This is a genomic window from Flavobacterium foetidum, assembly GCF_004634245.1.
Lineage (GTDB): Bacteria > Bacteroidota > Bacteroidia > Flavobacteriales > Flavobacteriaceae > Flavobacterium > Flavobacterium foetidum.
This window is the reverse complement of the sequence record NZ_SJTF01000014.1, coordinates 60,342-79,744: the sequence shown is the minus strand read 5'-3', so window position 1 is coordinate 79,744 and position 19,403 is coordinate 60,342. Positions and strand designations below refer to the sequence as shown.

General features: G+C 35.8%; 21 protein-coding genes. 1 reads left to right on the top strand and 20 read right to left on the bottom strand.

Annotated features, from left to right (window positions below; translation table 11 throughout):
- Positions 1-42: 42 nt before the first annotated feature.
- The 15 genes from E0W73_RS17120 to E0W73_RS17050 form a co-directional block, all read right to left on the bottom strand.
- Positions 43-492 (bottom strand): acyl-CoA thioesterase, encoded by a 450-nt coding sequence (locus E0W73_RS17120; RefSeq protein ID WP_135223261.1) that lies wholly within the window; start codon positions 490-492, stop codon positions 43-45.
- Complete coding sequence (locus E0W73_RS17115) at positions 467-1,750, bottom strand: ABC transporter permease (RefSeq protein ID WP_162847722.1); 1,284 nt, start codon at positions 1,748-1,750, stop codon at positions 467-469. The genes E0W73_RS17120 and E0W73_RS17115 overlap by 26 nt, the downstream gene beginning before the upstream one ends.
- Positions 1,740-2,438, bottom strand: coding sequence for an ABC transporter ATP-binding protein (locus tag E0W73_RS17110; RefSeq protein ID WP_162847721.1), 699 nt, complete (start codon positions 2,436-2,438; stop codon positions 1,740-1,742). The genes E0W73_RS17115 and E0W73_RS17110 overlap by 11 nt, the downstream gene beginning before the upstream one ends.
- Positions 2,439-2,500: 62 nt before the next feature.
- A complete protein-coding gene (locus E0W73_RS17105; RefSeq protein WP_135223259.1) occupies positions 2,501-3,499 on the bottom strand; it encodes a BtrH N-terminal domain-containing protein in 999 nt (332 codons plus the stop codon).
- Entirely contained in the window at positions 3,499-3,903 is a 405-nt protein-coding gene (locus tag E0W73_RS17100) for a hypothetical protein (RefSeq protein WP_135223258.1), read from the bottom strand. The genes E0W73_RS17105 and E0W73_RS17100 overlap by 1 nt, the downstream gene beginning before the upstream one ends.
- 138 nt (positions 3,904-4,041) lie before the next feature.
- Positions 4,042-4,506: an ABC transporter permease gene (locus tag E0W73_RS17095; protein ID WP_135223257.1), complete on the bottom strand. Its 465-nt coding sequence runs from the start codon at positions 4,504-4,506 to the stop codon at positions 4,042-4,044.
- Between the two features lie 9 nt (positions 4,507-4,515).
- Positions 4,516-4,947, bottom strand: coding sequence for a hypothetical protein (locus E0W73_RS17090; RefSeq protein ID WP_135223256.1), 432 nt, complete (start codon positions 4,945-4,947; stop codon positions 4,516-4,518).
- A gap of 1 nt (position 4,948) precedes the next feature.
- Positions 4,949-6,082 carry a beta-ketoacyl-ACP synthase III gene (locus E0W73_RS17085; RefSeq protein ID WP_135223255.1) on the bottom strand — a complete coding sequence of 378 codons (1,134 nt, stop codon included), beginning with the start codon at positions 6,080-6,082 and terminating at the stop codon, positions 4,949-4,951.
- 17 nt (positions 6,083-6,099) lie between these two features.
- The gene (locus E0W73_RS17080) at positions 6,100-7,002 is read right to left on the bottom strand and encodes an NADPH-dependent FMN reductase family protein (protein WP_135223254.1); all 903 of its coding nucleotides are present in this window, start codon (positions 7,000-7,002) and stop codon (positions 6,100-6,102) included.
- Positions 7,003-7,220: 218 nt separating this feature from the next.
- On the bottom strand, positions 7,221-8,102 hold the full coding sequence (locus tag E0W73_RS17075; protein ID WP_135223253.1) for an LpxL/LpxP family acyltransferase: 882 nt from the start codon (positions 8,100-8,102) through the stop codon (positions 7,221-7,223).
- Positions 8,102-8,356, bottom strand: a complete 255-nt coding sequence (locus tag E0W73_RS17070) for an acyl carrier protein (RefSeq protein WP_135223252.1) — start codon at positions 8,354-8,356, stop codon at positions 8,102-8,104. The genes E0W73_RS17075 and E0W73_RS17070 overlap by 1 nt, the downstream gene beginning before the upstream one ends.
- Positions 8,349-9,584, bottom strand: a complete 1,236-nt coding sequence (locus tag E0W73_RS17065; protein ID WP_135223251.1) for a beta-ketoacyl-[acyl-carrier-protein] synthase family protein — start codon at positions 9,582-9,584, stop codon at positions 8,349-8,351. The genes E0W73_RS17070 and E0W73_RS17065 overlap by 8 nt, the downstream gene beginning before the upstream one ends.
- 215 nt (positions 9,585-9,799) lie before the next feature.
- A complete protein-coding gene (gene fabG, locus E0W73_RS17060; protein ID WP_135223250.1) occupies positions 9,800-10,531 on the bottom strand; it encodes a 3-oxoacyl-ACP reductase FabG in 732 nt (243 codons plus the stop codon).
- 84 nt (positions 10,532-10,615) lie between these two features.
- The gene (locus E0W73_RS17055) at positions 10,616-11,830 is read right to left on the bottom strand and encodes a WG repeat-containing protein (RefSeq protein ID WP_135223249.1); all 1,215 of its coding nucleotides are present in this window, start codon (positions 11,828-11,830) and stop codon (positions 10,616-10,618) included.
- Between the two features lie 67 nt (positions 11,831-11,897).
- On the bottom strand, positions 11,898-13,418 hold the full coding sequence (locus E0W73_RS17050; protein WP_135223248.1) for an HAL/PAL/TAL family ammonia-lyase: 1,521 nt from the start codon (positions 13,416-13,418) through the stop codon (positions 11,898-11,900).
- A gap of 101 nt (positions 13,419-13,519) precedes the next feature.
- Here E0W73_RS17050 and E0W73_RS17045 point away from each other — a divergent pair, with 101 nt between their 5' ends.
- Positions 13,520-14,770, top strand: a complete 1,251-nt coding sequence (locus tag E0W73_RS17045) for an NAD(P)/FAD-dependent oxidoreductase (protein ID WP_135223247.1) — start codon at positions 13,520-13,522, stop codon at positions 14,768-14,770.
- A 43-nt stretch (positions 14,771-14,813) separates the two neighbouring features.
- On the opposite strand, the gene E0W73_RS17040 is transcribed toward E0W73_RS17045, so the two are convergent.
- The 5 genes from E0W73_RS17040 to E0W73_RS17020 form a co-directional block, all read right to left on the bottom strand.
- Entirely contained in the window at positions 14,814-15,419 is a 606-nt protein-coding gene (locus E0W73_RS17040; protein WP_135223246.1) for a hypothetical protein, read from the bottom strand.
- Positions 15,420-15,606: 187 nt separating this feature from the next.
- Positions 15,607-15,942 (bottom strand): L-rhamnose mutarotase, encoded by a 336-nt coding sequence (locus tag E0W73_RS17035; RefSeq protein WP_135223245.1) that lies wholly within the window; start codon positions 15,940-15,942, stop codon positions 15,607-15,609.
- Between the two features lie 10 nt (positions 15,943-15,952).
- Positions 15,953-16,807 (bottom strand): fumarylacetoacetate hydrolase family protein, encoded by an 855-nt coding sequence (locus E0W73_RS17030; RefSeq protein WP_135223244.1) that lies wholly within the window; start codon positions 16,805-16,807, stop codon positions 15,953-15,955.
- A 114-nt stretch (positions 16,808-16,921) separates the two neighbouring features.
- Positions 16,922-17,686, bottom strand: a complete 765-nt coding sequence (locus tag E0W73_RS17025; RefSeq protein ID WP_135223243.1) for an SDR family NAD(P)-dependent oxidoreductase — start codon at positions 17,684-17,686, stop codon at positions 16,922-16,924.
- A 39-nt stretch (positions 17,687-17,725) separates the two neighbouring features.
- Complete coding sequence (locus tag E0W73_RS17020) at positions 17,726-19,381, bottom strand: UxaA family hydrolase (RefSeq protein WP_135223242.1); 1,656 nt, start codon at positions 19,379-19,381, stop codon at positions 17,726-17,728.
- Between the last annotated feature and the right edge of the window lie 22 nt (positions 19,382-19,403).

The window sequence follows — 19,403 nt, the reverse complement described above, 5'->3', positions numbered from 1 at the left end:
TTATACCTACAAGGTTTTGGAAACCTTGCAGGAAAGAAAAAACTATTTCAATAATCCCACTTTTCGTTTCCATTCTTCATAGAAAGGCGGATTGGTCAACATTAAATTTCCTTCCTTATCTAAAAAAACCTGAGTCGTTTCGCCTGTGCAGGCAACTTCTCCTTTTTCATCAATAATTTTAAAACGATAAATCATTTTGGCGGCCGGTGTGTCTACCACTGTTGTTTCGATTGTGACCACATCTCCGTAACGCAAAGATAATTTATGTTCACAGGTTGATTTTACAATTGGCGTTATATAGCCCGTTGCGGCAATATCTAAATAAGTCAATCCGTGTTCACGTCCAAAAGCTTCACGTCCATCTTCAAAATAAGTAATGTAATTGCCGTGCCATACGATTCCAAGCGGATCAGTTTCGTTAAAACGAATTCGGATTTCGTGTGAAACAGTTAGTCCAGAAGCTTCGTTATACTGTTCTTTTCTTTTTGTCATAGAATAATGCAATGTAGGTTGTGATAATGAAAAACAAAAACAGGAGCGCTATTTTTGGAAGAATTTCTGCAAAAGAAACGCTTCTTAACAAAACATCGTAAAAAGCTTCAAGAGCCCAGTTCATCGGCGACGACTTAGCAATGTACTGCATGATTTTGGGCATTGCAAAAACAGGAACCCAAACGCCGCCCACAGCAGCAAGGATGATTACGCTTGTGGCTCCAAATGGGGCAGATTGTTCCTGAGTACTCGCAACAGTACCCAATAAGATTCCGTAACCAATAGCCGCAAAACCAGAAAACAATGCCACAACGCTCATCATTAATAAATGGCCTTCTATATTTAAAGAAGGTAATCCGATGGAAGGAAATAAAAATACCGCAACCGCTACCATCATATAAAACTGAATCATACAGATAATGGTGTACGTAATCGTTTTACCGATAATTACAACTAAATTAGAAACCGGATTGGTTCTCAATCGTACAAAAGTTCCTTGTGATTTTTCTTTTACAATGTTAATAGACAACGGAATTACGATAAAAAAAATCGCAAAAAGTGTCCAAGCCGGAACATTGTGCTGTACAGAATTAGGACGTACTTCTTTATTATTGATTTTTGGAATTATTTCTTTGAAAGTAATAAAACTCTTTTGTTCAAAATCAGTAGATCCTTCCCCTAATTGTTTTTCAAAAGTGGTGTAAATCGATTTGGTTTCAATCTGCGAAATCATTTTGTCGATTGAACTCATGACCGCATTTTTAAAGCTCATCTGAACCGCTGGATCAAAATACAGTTTTACTTCTTTTTCTTTAATTTCTCTTTGCGGTTCTTTTGTTGCAGTGCTATCAGTCAAACCTAGACTGCTCACAATTTTTTCTACATTTTGATCTACTTTGGCTTGCAAATCAGAACTTAAATTTTCGGGAATTACTATTGCCAGCTGAAATTTTCCTTTGTAGACATTTTCTCTGGCGATATCTTCGGTAATGTTTTTATGATCTATCTGTGTTACAATGCTGAACAGATTACTTTTTTCTAAATTCTCAAAAACGGTTTTAGAAACAGTTCCTTTATCGTTATCGACCAATAAAATAGAAATTTTTGAATCGCTTACTGATTTAAAAGTGCTGTCCTGAATTAAGGTTACAGTAATAACCAAGACCAACGGCATTACAAACAGAATAATCAATCCGCCCAAATCTCTCTTTAAAAGAAGAAATTCTTTTACAACCGACATCCAAATTTTATATACCATCTCTCAGGGCTTTACCGGTTAATGAAATAAAAACATCTTCAAGATTACGTGCTTCTGCTGTATCGTTAATTAAGTCCGATGGAGTTCCTTTGGCATAAATCTGACCTTGGTCTAAAATAGCAATATTGGTACAGAAATCTTCTGCTTCTGCCAAATGATGTGAAGTGTAAATAATTGTTGTTCCGTTTTGATTCAGTACTTTAAGGTACTCCATAATAGCATTTTTAGAATGAACATCAACACCAACAGTTGGTTCATCCAAAAACAAGACTTTCGGATTGTGTAGAATTCCTGCAATCAGATTAACACGGCGTTTCATTCCGCCCGAAAAAGTTTCAACGGCTTTGTCTGCAAATTTCAAAAGCCCCAAACGGTCAAGAGCTTCAATTACTTTATCTTTTAAATCGGCACCTTTTAAGCCGTACATACTTCCAAAATAATGAAGGTTTTCTCTAGCTGTCAAGGTCGGATAAAGTGCATATTCTTGAGGAACTACACCAATTATTTTTTTAATTTTTGATGAATGGCTGGTATAATTTAAGCCATCAATGGTAAAGCTTCCCGATGTTGGCTTAACCAAACCGCAGAGCATAGAAATCAGTGTTGTTTTTCCTGCTCCGTTTGGTCCGAGCAGACCAAAAACCTGTCCTTCATTTATGTCAAGCGAAACATTGTTCAAAGAATACATTTCTGCATTTTTGTACTTTTTCGAAAGGGATCGTATTTGTATTATAGGCTGCAAAATATTTTTTAGCTAATCGCTTTTTTTAATTTTTTAAAAAAGATTTCTTCTCTATTGGCAATGTCCAAAAGTTCATCGGCAATAATGTTGTAGGCATCTTCTTTAGCGCTTCTGTTTTTGTAAATACGGGAAGCTTCAACAGCAAAATCACGCCATGAATCACCAATTTTTGTCATTTCTTTAGAAAGTTCTTTTAGTTCTTCGTTTCCTAAAATTACCGAAGCTTCCTGAAGAAATGCGGCATAAATAAAACGAAAACCACCGCCACCGGTTCCAATTTCTTCTTGCATACGAACCATTTGCGCCAAGTAATGATTGGCTTTTTTGGCTCCGTATTTTGACGGCCATTTTCTAATACGTTTCGAGACATATTTTATGCCGCCCACACCAACAAGAGGAAATGGCGCCAACATATCGCGACAAGTATTTTTGATTCCTTTAATGATTGCACTCTTTAGATCGACATCTTCAGGAATCTGGATAGGGTAGTACATTTGTCCTCGCGGCGCAAACGCCCCTTTGGCAAAACGGACTTTTTCCATTTCTTCGTGAGTCAAAGTGGTAACAGTTTCCATTACTGGGTCACTCACCAAATAGTCGGTTTCGGTTTTTCCGTAAACGACTAAATTATGTGCATTGAAATGAAAGCGGTATTCATCAGGAAAATAACTTAGATGATAAACACCAACTTGTAATCCTGTTAGAATGTTATTTTTTAAATTTTCGTCTAAAGCTTTGCTTGCTGCGCTTACAGAAGAAAATTTCTGTCTTTTTATTTTTAAATTCAAGCGTTTCGCCACTTTATTAAAAATCTGTCCAGGCAAAGTTCTGTAACTAATAGCCGGCGCATGATTGACTTTTAAGAAAGGAAGATATACGAAAAATAGACCCGAACCAATACCAAAAACCATTGGTTCACTAATATTGAGTCCGTTGCTTTTAAGCAGATTAGAAGCTACTCCATTTTCGCAGTGTGCAGATTGATGATGTGTAAAAGGTAACTCCATTATTTGGTAATGCTGTTTTTTAGTTCTTCGATGGAAATTTCAAAAGTATCAGCGTATTTTTTTAAAGTTTTATCATTTAGTTTTGCAAAGACACCTGGTTTAAAATGTCTTTTTACGCGCCATTTCCACAAGCCCACATAGCTTGAAAGAATGTTCAAATCCATTTTATTAAGTTCCATGAAATAAACAATCGGACTTGCTTCACCGTTTTGAACCTGTTGTTTTGCATCGGCAATGCGTTCGTTGATTTCGTCGATTGAATTGGAAAGCGCAATAGTTTTTGGCTCCCAGCCTGTACTTAAGGTTGTGGTATATTCTCCGTTTTCATCGGTTGCATACAAAAGCTCCTTTACATTATTTTTTGTTAAATTGCTTTTATCCTGTGGTACATTTTCTTTTTCCATAGTGCTAATTTAAGTTATTAGAATATAAAGGTCGTTTCCAGACATAAACTAATTATTAAAAATCTGTGGTTTCCAAAATACAGATTTCTCTTTTTTCTTTACAAAATAAATAAATTCTAAGTGATTTGTTTTAAATCATTAAGCCGGAACTATCTTCTGAATAAACAAATTGATTTCGCATTCTAAGAGAATCTGATTTTCCAAAAAGCTTTTGCAGCTCATGGTGCATAAAGTATAATCTTCTGTTGGAAACTTTGAAACCAAAGAGGCTTTGGTTAGAATAGTATCGCCGACTTTTGGCAGTGCATGTATTTTGACGCTTTTCAAAGCACTGATAAATCCGATTACATTTACGTTTTCATTTTCTATGCCGCTTTCGTCAAGAAAATATTTTTTCCCAACAATAGCCGAGCAGGTCTGTGCTGTATTTTCGATTAATCCCGCTTCGATAAAAACATCGTTGTCTACAAAAACATTGTCTTTTTCTATAAAAAAGATCGTTTCTACCGAGCTGGCATCAATATTCAAAATTAAATCGACCATAAGCAAAGGTGCTCGGTGTGGCAGATAATTTTGTATGTCAACGGTAGAAGTTGTTTGCATGATTTGTTTTTATTTTGCCAAGACGGTTTTCATTTGTCCACGGGCTATTTCTTCGTTATTTAATGTCGTAACAATATTTACCAGCGTAATTCCGGCAAATTCCTGCAAAATAGTAACTTCTGACTGGATAGAATCGTTAAGCTTCGGAAGTTTAGTGATTGTAATTTCTTTAATAGAGCCAATGTATCCCGTTGGGGAGGCTTCGTTTTTTAAAGAAAACTGATATCCGGTATGCAATGCTACAGACTGCGCCATGTGTTCTATTAAACCGGCTTCTAGAAAAATATTGTTATTTACAAAGATATTATCGCTCTGTATTGTTAATCCTGAAATCAATGAAATTTCAGAATACGAATGCATAGTATCTACCATTACAAAAGGAAACTTTTGAGGCAGTAAATCTTCGACAGTATTTTTTTCTAAAAGAGTCAATGTTTCCATTTTAGCAAACAGTTAAATACGCATATGCGAATGAGAATCTTCCGCTTTCAGGAACAGATAAAAGAATGTGTTCGCCTTTTTTCAGTTTTCCTGAATTCATCAATTCTTCCAAAGCTAGGTAAATAGAGGCAGAACCAACATTTCCTACTCTTGAGAGATTCATAAACCATTTCTCATCACTCATTCCGATGCCTTTTTCGACAAGTCCTTTTTTCAAACCTTCAACAAAGAAGTTAGAAGAAACGTGAGGAATAAAATAGTTGACATCTTCAGACTTGATATTGTTTTTATCCATGGCATCTTTCATGCTTTCTGCACCTTTTGTCAGGATAAATTCATCTAATAATTTTACATCTTGTTTGATTGCAAACACCGATTCGGTCAATAATTCTTCTGGTTCGTATTCGCTCCATGGCTTAATATCGCCGTTTTCTAATTTATCACCTCCCGCATACATGCATGTCTCTAATTCGTAAGCATACGAAAAAGCTTCCATCCATTCAATTTTTAAAGAAATCTCACCTTTAGGCTTGTTTTCCAATAAAAAGGCGCCCGCTCCATCTGAAAGCATCCATCTTAAAAAATCTTTCTTGAACGCAATAATAGGCTGTTCTTCTAAGTTTTTCAAATTTTCAACTTCGGTTTTATACTTTTGAGCAATAAGCCAAGTCGAAACTTTTTCTGATCCCGTACAAACTGCATTTTTGGAGTTGCCAGAACGTACCGAAAGGAAACCGAATTTTAAGGAATTCATTCCCGCACAGCATACCCCTGTAGACGAATTAAGCTCAACTGATTTGTTTTGCAATAATCCGTGCACCATAGCGGCATGTGATGGAAGGAAAATATCAGGCGTTGAGGTTCCGCATGAAAGAACTTCTAAATCCTGAGGCGTAAAATCCTCATCAAAAAGCTGTACAATAGCGTTGCGGGTTAACTCTGCATTATTGTGCGTGCTTTTTCCGTTTTTGTCAACAGCATAATAACGGCTTGTAATTTTATTGTTGCGCAAAATAATACGTCTTGCTTTTGAAGCAGTGTCGTTGATTAAACCTAAATAGGATTCCATTTCATCATTTGAAACAGCTTCATTCGGCAAATATTTTGCAGCCTTTGTAATGTATACGTCAAACATAATTTAAATTTCGTCTTCTAAACTCCTTGATAATACTGAGTTTCCTTTTTTATTTTCGTTAGCTTAAGCGGGTAAGTAATCAGGTGCAATATATACACTATTGGTGAGATTAACCAAATCGCAAGGAATAAATAAACATTAAATACTTTTAAAAGCTTTTTTCGGTTTTTTTGATTTTTATAAATGAGATTTGACCATTTATTGAAAATTTTATTGGCCGTTTTGTCAACAGTTACTAAATACGAACTGATTCTTACTCCTCCTGCGGCAACCAGTTTTGGCTGTAAATTGGCTAGATTGTTCTGATGAAGCGCATCTGCCATAATTTTTCCGAACTGATCTGACTCGCGAATATCTTTTTCTGAAACTCCAGGTAAGGGAAAAATTCCGAGATACTTTTTCTTTACCCCAGAGAACATCCATTCTACAATGGTAATCACGCTGATTAAATTTCCAACACGATCAACCAATGCAATATTTCCGACCAAATCTGCGTTAGCTTCTTTCAGCAGTACTTTTATTTTTTCCTGAGCCATGATCCACATGTTTCTAGAACCACTGATTGTGATAACTGGCGTTCCGTTTAAAATCTTTTTAGCATCGTTGCTTTTCAAGAAAGAATTTATCGGGATGGAAGGTGAAAGATACCAAACCTGATAGTGAAACAGTACTAAATCGAATTTTGTATTTAAAATCTCATCTGGTACTGGTTTAAGCGTTGCTGGAATCTGTAAAAATGACTCTGGAAAAGCATCAAAAAACGAATCCTTATTCCATGGAAAAGGGAAAGGCTTCTCCAGCTGAATTTCGTAAAAAGTCAGCTTTATATCTTCAGACTCCAGAAACGGTTTCGATACATTTTGTGCAATCGATTCCAATTGTCCGGATTGTGAATAATAAATTACGAGAACATTTTTCATTTAGTTTATCTAGCTTTGGTGGAAGCGCAAAAATAGTTAAATTTATTTAAAAGGATTTTTCTTCTTTTATAGATTCGCATTTTTGCCTTTTAAAACCGTATTTTTAACAATTATTGCTAGTTTTTACAAGTTTTTTCTTGTATTTTATAGCAAAAAAGTTGGCAAAAAATAAATCGAATAATTTTTTAAATAGGTTATTTCTTTCAAAACAACAAATGCTATTTCTCGATTTGGTTCCAAAAATCGAAATAATTGAACCATTGCAGCGGATATTTTTCTAAGATGCTTTCGACACTTTTTACATATTCTTTTAAAAGCGCTTTTTCGTCGCGATGTTTTACAGCAGCTTCTCTTGCATACAAATGATAGTGCAAATTTTCTTCTTTCATTACATAGACAAAAACCACAGGAGCTTTTAATCTTGAGGCGATTAAAAACGGACCCGCAGGGAAATTAGCTTCTTTGCCAAGCAGATTTTCTGTAAGCGATTTTGTGCCTTCAAAATAACGGTCACCTGTAAAACAGATTAGTTCGTTATTGGCGAGCGCGGCATTGATCTCGAATATATGCGATAAGTCTTCCTTGATAATGATAAACTTAACGGCTGGTTTCTGAGAAATGGTCTCCAGATAATTTTTTATTGCCGAATGCTCTAAATCTGTAGTAACGAGATTGATTTGGAAATCGAGGTCGATTTCTCCAAAAAAATGTTCTGCAATTTCAAAATTGCCAACATGGGCGCTTATCAAGACACCGCCTTTTTTTTCGGCAAGCAGTTTTTTTAAAGTTTCGATTCCGTCAAATTCGTAAGTAAATTTATTACGCATTCCTGCCGAAATCGAAATTTTATCAATAAGAGTTTGTCCAAAAGTGTAATAACTTTTGAAAACCATTTTTTTGGATTTGAAATAGGAAAACTGAAGTCTTTCTTTAAAATAGTAAAAGATAGCCTTATTACTTTTTCTTAAGAACAGAAAGTAATAAGAAGCGACAAAATAAAGTAAGACGTAAGCAGCTTTTACACCCGCTTTTTGAATTAAAAAAACGAATATCTTATAACCTAAAACTGTACCTTTAGATTTGCCATCCCATTGACTCATTAAACAGCTTTAGCTTTTAGTTTAGCCTCGATAAGGTCGTAGAAATTCTGAAAAGTAGCAATTCCGACAAAATCAGCCTCAACCAGTTTTACACCAAAGTTAGCCTCGATAGACACTACAAGATCAACATAATCTAGACTGTCTAATCCTAATGTATCCTTTAAATTGGCATCTGGTTCAATATCGTCATTATCTACTTCAAATTCATCAACCAAAAAACCGTTAATTTTTGCTATAATCTCTTCTTTATTCATTGCTCAATTTAAACTTTTTAACCACCAACGCAGAGTTGGTTCCTCCGAACCCGAAAGAATTGGACAAAAATATGTCAAATTTTTTGTTTAACGTAGTTTTAACTAAATTTAATTTTTTAGCATCTTCGTCTGGGTTTTCTAAATTGATGTTCGGGGCAATAAAATCGTGCTGCATCATTAATACAGAGTAGATTATTTCGCTTGCTCCAGCCATCCAACATTCGTGTCCTGTCATCGATTTTGTCGAACTCACTGGAGGATTTTTCTCACCAAAAACTTCATAAATCGCTTTGGCTTCGTTGGCATCTCCAACTGGTGTCGAAGTGGCATGAGCATTTATATATTCGATATCGGTAGCTTGCAGTTGCGCATCTTCAAGGGCACGTTTCATGGCAGTTGAAGGACCTTCTACATTTGGCGTAGAAATGTGGCCTCCGTTCGAAGAGAATCCGTAACCTACAACTTCTGCGATTATATTGGCGCCACGGGCAATGGCAGATTCATAACTTTCGAGTATTAAAGTTGCGCCACCGCCACTCGGAATAAGTCCGTCGCGGTCTGCGTCAAAAGGTCTTGAAGCTTTCTCTGGGTCGCTTTCTCTATTCGAAAAGACGCCCAAACCATCAAAACTGCTCATGGCATATTTGTTGATTTCCTGTGCTCCTCCTGTAATGATGATATCCTGAAAACCACTTTTGATTAAGTAATAAGCCAATCCGATAGAATGAGAACCACTGGCACAGGCCGCACTAACGGTTAAGTTAATGCCTCGAAGTTTGAAAATCGTCGAAAGATTCATCGTTACTGTAGAATTCATCGATTTAAAAATTGCGCCAGAACCAATAAGGGCAGTATCTTTTTTGTCACGCACAATATCAGTAGCTTCGATGACAGCTTTAGAAACGCTGTCGTTTCCATACATAATTCCGACCTCTCTTTCATCAAAAAAAGCATCGTCGATATTGGCGTTTTTCAAAGCTTCGATTGTTGCCATATAAGCATATTCGGTTTCTTCACCAATGCTCATACGTTGTCTGCGGGTCAGCAAATTTTTTAAATCAGCTTTCGGAACCATTCCGGTCAAGGCCGACTGAAAACCAAATTCTTTTCGTTCAGAATCAAACTGAATACCAGATTTTCCCTGATATAAAGATTCTTTTACTTCATCTAAAGAAGTTCCGATACAAGAATAAATTCCCATTCCAGTAATTACAACTCTTCTATTCATCGTCGTTCAAAGTAATTTTTTATCCTTAAAGTGTAATTTTTTAAACAAGGGCACAAAGTTTTTTTTAATCTATTGTTTATTTTTTAATCTCGCAAAGTCGAAGAGTCGCAAAGTATTTTTGTTTAAGCTTCTTTAAAATAAACTCTTCGTCTTTGCATGAAATTTTAGTTGTTAAATAAAAAATTTAAAAACAAACTTCGCAAACATAGTATTCTCTATGAATATATTCCGCCGTTAATATTAATAATTTCTCCTGTAATATAACTTGCTTTTTTAGAAATCAAAAAGCTTACAAGATCTGCAACTTCCTCGGCTTCTCCAAAACGGTTTACCGGAATTAGTCTTAACAATTCTTTTTCGTCCAATTCGCTGGTCATATCGGTTCTTATAAATCCTGGTGCAACAGCATTTACGGTAATGTTTCTTTTTGCGACTTCTTGTGCTAGTGCTTTTGTCGCTGCTACGATTGCACCTTTAGCCGCAGAATAATTGGTTTGCCCTGCTGTACCTTTTACGCCCGAAACTGAAACAATGTTTACAATTCGGCCGAATTTATTGCGCAGCATTTTCTGAATGAAAAACTGTGTTACGTTAAAGAAACCATTTACACTCGTATTCATTACACCGTTCCAGTCTTGAGGAGTCATCCACATAAAAAGACCGTCTTTTGTTATTCCGGCATTGTTTACAATTGCTTCTACGATTGCTTCAGGATTCTCTTCTTGCCATTTTGTTAAAGTATTTTGTACAGCATCAAAATCAGCAACATCAAAACCTAAGATTTCTCCGGTTGCACCAAGTTTTTGTATTTCCTGCAATGTTTCTTCGGCAGCTGTTTTATTCGAATGATAATTTATAAGAATATGATAATCGGATTCTACGGCTAATTTTTTACAAATTGCACTTCCAATTCCTCGTGAACCGCCTGTTACTAATACACATTTCATTTATGTAAGTTTATTTTTTTTTGGGAATAATGTTTTATCGCTTTCGTTGGGACTTTTGGCGATTTTGTTTTTTTGAATTGCTATTTAACTCTTTTTCTTAACGGGGGCTTTTGTCGATTTTGCAGCTGGTTTTGCTTCTGCTTTTGGTTTTTCTGCCGGAGTTTCTTTCGCATAATTTTTTTCTGATTTCGAAAAAAGTTCTGCATTTTCAAACCACTGGTTGCCAATAACAGTTCCGTCTGCTCTTAGAAAACCCCATTTTCCTTCATTTTTTACTCGGGCAACACCATTAATAAAACCTTTGTCTTGCTGCACAAACATTGCAATAATGGCATTTGTCGTAATGCCGTATTGCGTAGGAATTACTAATTTTCCGCTTTCGTTGATAAAGCCCCAATTGTTTTCTTTAACAGGAGCAAGGCCATTGGTGCCAAAAACTTCTGCATCGCTGTAGGTTGGTTCAATTACAAAATCTCCTTTTAAATTGATGTATCCCCATTTTTTTCCTACCAGAACTGGTGCTAGATTTTTGGAAAAAGCTTTTCCTTTATCATAAAGAGGGAGAATTATCCAGTTTCCTTTGAGGTCGATATATCCAATTTTTCCGTTCTTTTTGGCGTATGTCAAATCTTGGGTTTCAAAATCGTAAATTTTCTCAGCACCATCAACCGGAATGAATTTGTCCTCGCTTACAAGTCCGAATGTTTTGTCTTTTCTTGCCCAGGTAGTGTTTTTAAAATAATTTCCGATTTCAGAATAAGCCGGTTCGACCACTTCTTTGCCGCTTGTGCTAATAATGCCCCAGCTTTTATTGAGTTCAACTCTCGCAAAACCGTTTTCAAAAGATTTAATCTGATCGTACTTAGGCTCAAGAACAACGGTCATTTTTGAATTAATTAATCCAATTTTGTTCCCTTGTTTTATAAAAGCGACGCCTTCGTTAAAGTCAAATAACTTTTCTGTTGCAGGCGCTTTCAGGATTTCTCCTTTCGTATTAATATAAACCCATTCTTTATCTTTCTGCACTACTGCGATACCGCTGTTAAAGTCTTTAGCATTCGAAAAATCCGCAGGAATTGCCCATTTTCCGTTCACATCAATAAAACCCCATTTTCCGTTATCTTCAACGGCAGCCAAACCTTCAGAAAAACTTCTGGCCGATTTGTACTGAGGCTCTATTTTAAAAGATCCGTCTTTGGAAATGTATCCAATTTTTGAATTTTTCTTAACTAATGCCAGTTCCTGACTATTAATAAATTGAATAAAGAACAGCAATAAAAAAAATAATGGCTTTTTCATGATTTTTAAAATTCAATATTAATACTAAAAACGCAAACCTGCTGGGTTAATTATTATATGAAAACAATTAACTATTGATTAGGTAATCTTTTACTTTTTGTACAAAAGGATACATTACCTGATCTTCCTTAAATGTTGGAATAATGTTTCTAACATCATCGTACCATTTTTTGGTTACAGACGAAATCTTATCTTTTTGTCCAAGGTAATCGATTGCCTGAACGATTGTAATTAATTCGATTGCCAATACTTCAAATGAGTTTTCGATTACTTTTGAAGTAATTACTGCCGAGTTTGTTCCCATACTTACAATATCTTGATTGTCGTTGTTGTTCGGGATACTGTGCACATACATCGGATTTGATAACATTTGGCTTTCTGCAGTTGTTGATGTAGCCACAAATTGTACACCTTGCATTCCGAAATTAAATCCAAGAGTTCCAAGATTAACAAAAGGAGGAAGTATTTCGTTGATTTTTGAGTTCAACAAATAATTCAATTGACGTTCTGCCAACATCGTTAATTTGGTAATAACGATTTTCAGCTTATCCATTTCAAGGGAAATATAGTCTCCGTGGAAATTACCTCCATGATAAACATGCTGATTTTTTACATCTATAATAGGATTGTCGTTTGCTGAGTTGAATTCGCCTTCAAGAACAGCAGCAACGTTATTGATTGTTTCTAATACCGGTCCAAGAATTTGTGGAACACATCTTAATGAATAATACTCCTGAACTTTTTCCTTAAAAATTTCTTCGGTATTTTCGCCAGAATACAAATGGTCTTCTCTTTTTCTGATCAAAGTACTGTCAGCAAGATTAGTTCGCATTTTTTCTGCAATATCTTGTTGTCCTTTATGACGTTTAGTTTGGTTTAATTCTGCAGAGAAATGATCGTCATAAGCCTGTACCAATTCGTTGATGGCGCATGAAGCATTTACAGACCAGTTTAGTAATTTTTTAGCATAAAAAGTATTTACAACTCCAATTCCTGTCATTACAGAAGTTCCGTTGATTAAAGCAAGACCTTCTCTGATTTCTACCTGAATTGGTTTTAAGCCTTCGATTTCGAAAACTTCCTGAGTTGGTCTTCTTTCGCCTTTATAAAAAACTTCACCTTCTCCAATTAATACCAAAGCCAAATGTGATAGCTGTACAAGGTCGCCGCTTGCACCAACACCGCCATGCTCAAAAATCAAAGGTGTGATATCTCTGTTGATTAATTCTGCCATAAGATGGATTACAGAAGGATGCACTCCAGAATTTCCTAACGAAAGAGTGTTTAATCGTGCAAGGATAGCCGCTTTTGCACATTCAGCATTTAAAGGTTTTCCTGTTCCAGAAGAATGGCTTCTAATTAAATTATATTGAAGCTGAATCTGATCAGACTCCTTAATTCTGTATTGAGCCATTGGGCCAAATCCGGTATTTACACCGTAAATCACCTTGTTTCCAGAAAATTCTTTTAAGAAATTGAAACTTTCATTTACTCGGTCTAGTACTACATTGTTGATTGTAACTTTCTGATTTCCAAAGATTATTGCTTCAAAATCTTCTAAACTTAGATATTCATTAATTGTATTCATTAAATCTATTTTGATTGTGCTAATTTAATTTTATTTATCAAAATAAATGTAGTTATTTTGACGATGGCAAATGTAGGTTAATAATTGATAATATTTCTAATATGACAAAGGAGTTTGTAGATGTTTTAGTTATCGGAGCTGGACCGTCTGGATGCGTGTCTGCATCGTATCTTCACAAAAACAATGTAAAAGTTAAGGTTGTTGAGAAAACAAAATTTCCGAGACTCGTAGTTGGTGAAAGCTTAATTCCTAGAGTAATGGACCATTTTGCAGAAGCAGAATTGTTTGATGCTCTTGATGCAATGAATTTCGAAAAAAAGCTTGGAGCACGTTTTATACGAGGTGAAGAAATCTGTGTTTTTGATTTTAGTAAAAAGTTTGGTGAAGGCTGGGATTGGACCTGGCAGGTTCCTCGTGCTGATTTTGACAACACAATGGCGCAGGAAGTTATTAGAAAAGGAATTGATCTTGAGTTTGAAACCGAAGTTCTGGAAGTTTCTTTTGAAGGAAAAAATTCGAAAACGGTCGTGAAGGACAAAGATGGAAATCTAAAAGAGATTCATGCTAAGTTTATTGTCGACTCAAGCGGCTACGGACGTGTATTGCCTAGACTTCTTGATCTAGACACTCCTTCTAAATTAGATCCTCATTCTTCTATCTTTACACATGTAAAAGACATTAATAGACCAGAAGGTGAAGAAGGTACTCTTATCTCTTTTGATATTCTAGAAACAGAAGTATGGTTATGGGTTATTCCGTTTTCTAATGGAAACACCAGTTTAGGAGTTGTAGGACCTACAGATTTTATCAATTCGCTTTCTGAAAACAAAGATAATGCTGAGGCGTTAAAAAATGCTATTCAGAAATCTGACTATTATATTAAAAGATTTGCAGGAACCGAATTTTTATTTGAGCCAGTTAAATTGGAAAACTATTCAAGAGCAGTCAAAAAAATGTACGGCGACGGTTTTGCCTTAACAGGAAACAGTTCAGAGTTTTTGGATCCTGTTTTTTCTTCAGGAGTAGCTTTTGCAACAGAATCAGGAATGCTGGCAGCAAAACTGTACTTAAAAGAAGCACAAGGAATTGCTGTTGATTGGGAAACCGAATTTACAGGTTACATGAAACGCGGTATTGCTGTTTTTACCACTTACGTGAAAGAATGGTACACAGGAAATCTTCAGACCTTATTTTTCCATCAGCCTGAAAATCCAGAGGTCAAAGAAAAAATTTGTGCCGTACTAGCAGGTTATGTTTGGAACGAGGAAAACTCTTTTGTAAAGAAACACGACAATGTAATCAAGAACATGGCTTATGTTATTGATATGGAAAAACAACAAGCAACAAAATAAAAAAACAAAACCCCAGCTGGGGTTTTGTTTTTAAGATATACTCTTACTTATAAGCTTTTTTCAGAAGAAGTTTAGCTAAAGATTTACCTGTTTTGGCATAACCTTCACCGATTCTTGATTCGTTGCTGAATTGGCTTCCGTATTGATCTCCAGGAGCTTCGTCACTTGAAATTTCTAACAATACATTTGATTTATTAGCTGTTTCAACGAATTTTAAAACGGTACTAACTTTTGCAGCTTGTTTCATCATTGCAACATCCCAACCTGGGTAAATCCAAACTGTCTGAACAATCAAAGTATAAGGAGATGAAAGACCTTCTTGAAAACTCACATCTTTTTTGTCCTTATTTAGTACAATATTTACTAGTTCTAAGAATTTGGGATTCCATATGGATTCTTTTGCTCCGCTCCATTTTTTACTCCAGATTGTCCCGTTTCCTTTTGATTTTTCGTTTAGATCGGCAGTTCTTTCTTCAATATATTGCGCTTCCGATTTTTTGTCTTTCATCATAGTAAAATTACTATAATCAAATTCAACATTGATTTCTTTTTGATCTTTAAGGAAATCAAAATTTCCAGATTTTACTTCCATATCCTGAGCGCTTACGGCACCAGAAACCAATAATAATGTTAATACTAGTTTTTTCATTTTTGGGTTTTAAAAGGTTAGTTTTTATGGGGTAAATATATTTAAAAAAACAACAGTAGCGATTTTTTCCTTGTAAATTTTAGTGTAACAATTTGCAGTTATAAAACAAAACGAGAATGCGTTTTGGCATTCTCGTTTTATCAAAAAGAGCTTGTGCGAATTATACTTTTTCTTGTTTCTATTAAATTTAAAGCTGGAAAATTTTCTCCATCAAAATCCACTTTTGCCCTGGTTTTGCCCACGGTAAAGCTTGTTGGAATTTCCACATTAAGTTTTCCCATTCCTGAACTTTTTCGTTTGCAGCATCGGCCGCATCTTTCTTTTCGAAAGTAAAATCGGCATCAGCTTCGATGATCATGAACAATCGGTTTCCGGTGCAATAAATATCCAGCACTTCAATTCCGGAATCCTGAATACTTTTTTTAATTTCTGGCCATACATTTTCATGCAGTTCTTTGTATTCTGCAATTAAAGCTGCATCATCTTTAAGATCTAGAGCCAGATAGAATTTTTGAGTTGTCATAATCTAAAATTTATCCTTGATAAGCTACAGCAGTTTGCTTGCTTGTACCTAAACCTTCAATTCCTAATTCGATTACGTCACCCGCTTTAATGTAAATCGGATCTGGTTTTATTCCAAGACCAACTCCCGGAGGCGTTCCTGTACTGATTACGTCGCCAGGAAGCAATGTCATAAACTGACTTAGGTAATGAACCAAGAATGGAATTTTAAAAATCAAGTTTGAAGTATTACTGTTTTGGAACGTTTTTCCGTTTACCGTAAGCCACATTTTTAGGTTGTTTACATCGCCAACTTCGTCCGGAGTTGCCATAATTGGTCCAAGAGGAGCGAAGGTATCAGAACCTTTTCCTTTTGCCCATTGTCCGCCACGCTCGATTTGGAATGCTCTTTCACTGTAATCATTCAGAAGGCAGTATCCAGCGATGTAGTTTGGAGCATCTTCTTCCGAAACGTAGCTTGCTTTTTTACCTACAACAAAAGCCAATTCCACTTCCCAGTCTGTTTTTTCACTGTTTTTCGGAATAATCAAATTGTCATTTGGTCCGCATAGAGATGTTGTTGATTTAAAGAATATAATTGGTTCTTCCGGAATGGCAGCGCCGGTTTCTTCGCAGTGATCTACATAATTTAATCCGATGCAGATAATTTTTGAAGGACGCGCAACAGGCGAACCTAAACGTACTGAATCGCTTACTTCTGGTAAAGATGGATTGTTTTTTAAGGCTTCTTCTAATTTTGTCAAACCATCATTTTCAAAAAAAGCTTCGTTGTAATCTGTTACAATAGACGAAACATCGTATCTTTTTTCATTTAGTAAAACTCCCGGTTTTTCCTTTCCTTCTTCTCCGAATCTAATAAGTTTCATATTTTAATTTTTAGTTTTTTGCCACGAATTACACGAATTTTCTCGAATTTTTATTTAGAAAATTAATTTGTGGAAATTAGTGTAATTCGTGGCTATAAATTTTGTTTAAATATTTTAGTTATTCAATTTAATAAAACCACCATCAATTGGATAATCTGAGCCTGTGATGAAAGATGATTCGTCGCTGCATAAGAATAATGCTAAAGTGGCGATTTCTTCCGGTTTTCCCATACGGCCGATTGGTTGTGATTGCGATAGTTTTTCGAAAATTTCCTCTTCTTTTCCTGGGTAATTTTTAGCAATAAATCCGTCTACGAAAGGCGTGTGAACTCTCGCAGGAGAAATAGAATTACATCTGATTTTATCATTCAAATAATCTTTTGCAACCGATAAAGTCATGGCCATAACTGCTCCTTTTGCTGTTGAATAAGCAAAACGGTCTGGAATTCCAACCCAGCAAGCGATAGAAGCCAAGTTCAAAATTACACCTCCGCCAGAACCTTTTAAAGCCGGAATCGAAGCATGAAGACAGTTGTAAACTCCTTTAACGTTTACATTCATGATACGGTCAAAATCAGATTCAGAAGTCGTGTCAACTTTTCCAACGTGAGCAATTCCAGCATTGTTTACCAAAATATTGATATTTCCGATTTTCTCGAAAGTCGATTTTAATTGTTCGTGGTTTGAAACATCGCAAGCATGAGCAAAAACATTTCCTCCAACCGATTTAATTTCTTCAACTGTTTCTTTTGCGCTTTCTTCAGTCAATTCTAAAATATGAACTTCAGCTCCTTGTTTAGCAAATAAAACCGAAATCGCTCTTCCGATTCCGCTTCCACCTCCAGTGATAATTGCTTTTTTATTTTGTAATGAAAACATCTGATATAAATTTTTTATGAGTTATTTTTAATTAGTCGTTTACAAAGATACGCCGCGTTTCCACGGAATAAAATCATCTTGGTTTAATTGTACCGCTTTTGGAATAATTTCACCACTTGCTGCTTTGATGCAGTATTCTAAAATTTCCTCGCCCATTTCCTCAATAGTTTTTTCACCACTGATGATTGGTCCGCAGTCAATATCGATAATGTCTTTCATTCTTGTCGCTAGAACAGAGTTTGTCGCTACTTTAATTACAGGACAAACAGGGTTTCCTGTTGGAGTTCCCAATCCGGTTGTAAACAAAATTAAAGTTGCTCCAGAAGCTGCTTTTCCAGTTGTCGCTTCTACATCATTTCCTGGTGTACAAACCAAACTTAAACCTGGTTTTGTAACCAATTCGGTATAATCTAAAACATCAACTACAGGAGAAGTACCGCCTTTTTTGGCAGCTCCCGCACTTTTAATCGCATCTGTAATTAATCCGTCTTTGATATTTCCCGGAGAAGGATTCATGTGAAAACCAGAACCTACTTTATGTGCCAGTTCGTCATAAGATTCCATTAAATCGATGAATTTTCTAGCCTTATCTTCAGTAACACATCTATCGATTAAATTCTGCTCGGCACCGCATAATTCTGGGAATTCAGCCAAAAGAATTTTACCGCCTAAAGCCACAACCAAATCAGAAGTGTAACCAACCGCAGGGTTTGCAGAAACACCGCTGAAACCGTCGCTTCCGCCACATTTTACGCCAATGCATAAATCGCTTAAAGGCGCTTCAGTTCTTTCGTATTGGTTGATTTCAATCAAACCTTCAAACGTTTTTTTGATGGCATTTGTAATCAGAACTTCTTCACTTTCTGTTTGTTGCTGCTCAAAAATAAACAACGGTTTATCGAAATCCGGGTTTTGTCTTTTTACGTCATTCACAAAATCCTGAACTTGTAAATGCTGGCATCCTAAACTCAAAAGCGTAATCCCGCCCACGTTCGGATGATTCGCATAAGAAGCCAATAAAGCACTCAAAGTAGAAGCATCCTGACGCGTTCCGCCGCAACCGCCCTGGTGATTTAAGAATTTAATTCCGTCTACATTTTCAAAAACACGATTGTTTTTTGGAGTCGGATTCAATTCAATATTGATATCGTTAATGTCATTTCCGTTCAAATAACCCTGAAGCAATTCGTGCGTAAATTGATTGTATTTATCGGTTACAGCATAACCCAATTGCTTGTGTAAGGCTTCTTTGATGACGTCAAGATTTCTGTTTTCGCAAAAAACAGTTGGGATAAAAAGCCAGTAATTGGCGGTTCCAACTCGTCCGTCTTTTCTTTTATACCCTTTAAAAGTTCTGTTTTCAAATTTAGAAACATCGGGTGCATTCCATTCGTAAGAAGCATTTCTGTAGGCATAAGGATCTGCGGCATGTTTTAGGTTTTCGGTTGTCATTAAGCTTCCTTTTGCCACATCATTTTGCACTTTTCCAACCAAAACACCGTACATATTCACTTCTTCTCCCTGCTTCATGTCCTGCATGTAGAATTTATGTTTGGCTTTGATGAGGTCTTGTAAAACGTAAGTTTCGTTTTCAAAATGAATGGTTTCGCCTTTTTGAAGATCGGTTAAGGCAACCAATACATTATCATCTGGATGCAGTTTTACAACCAGTTTTTTTGTGTTATTCTCAGACATTGTGTTGTTGTTTTTTCTTTTT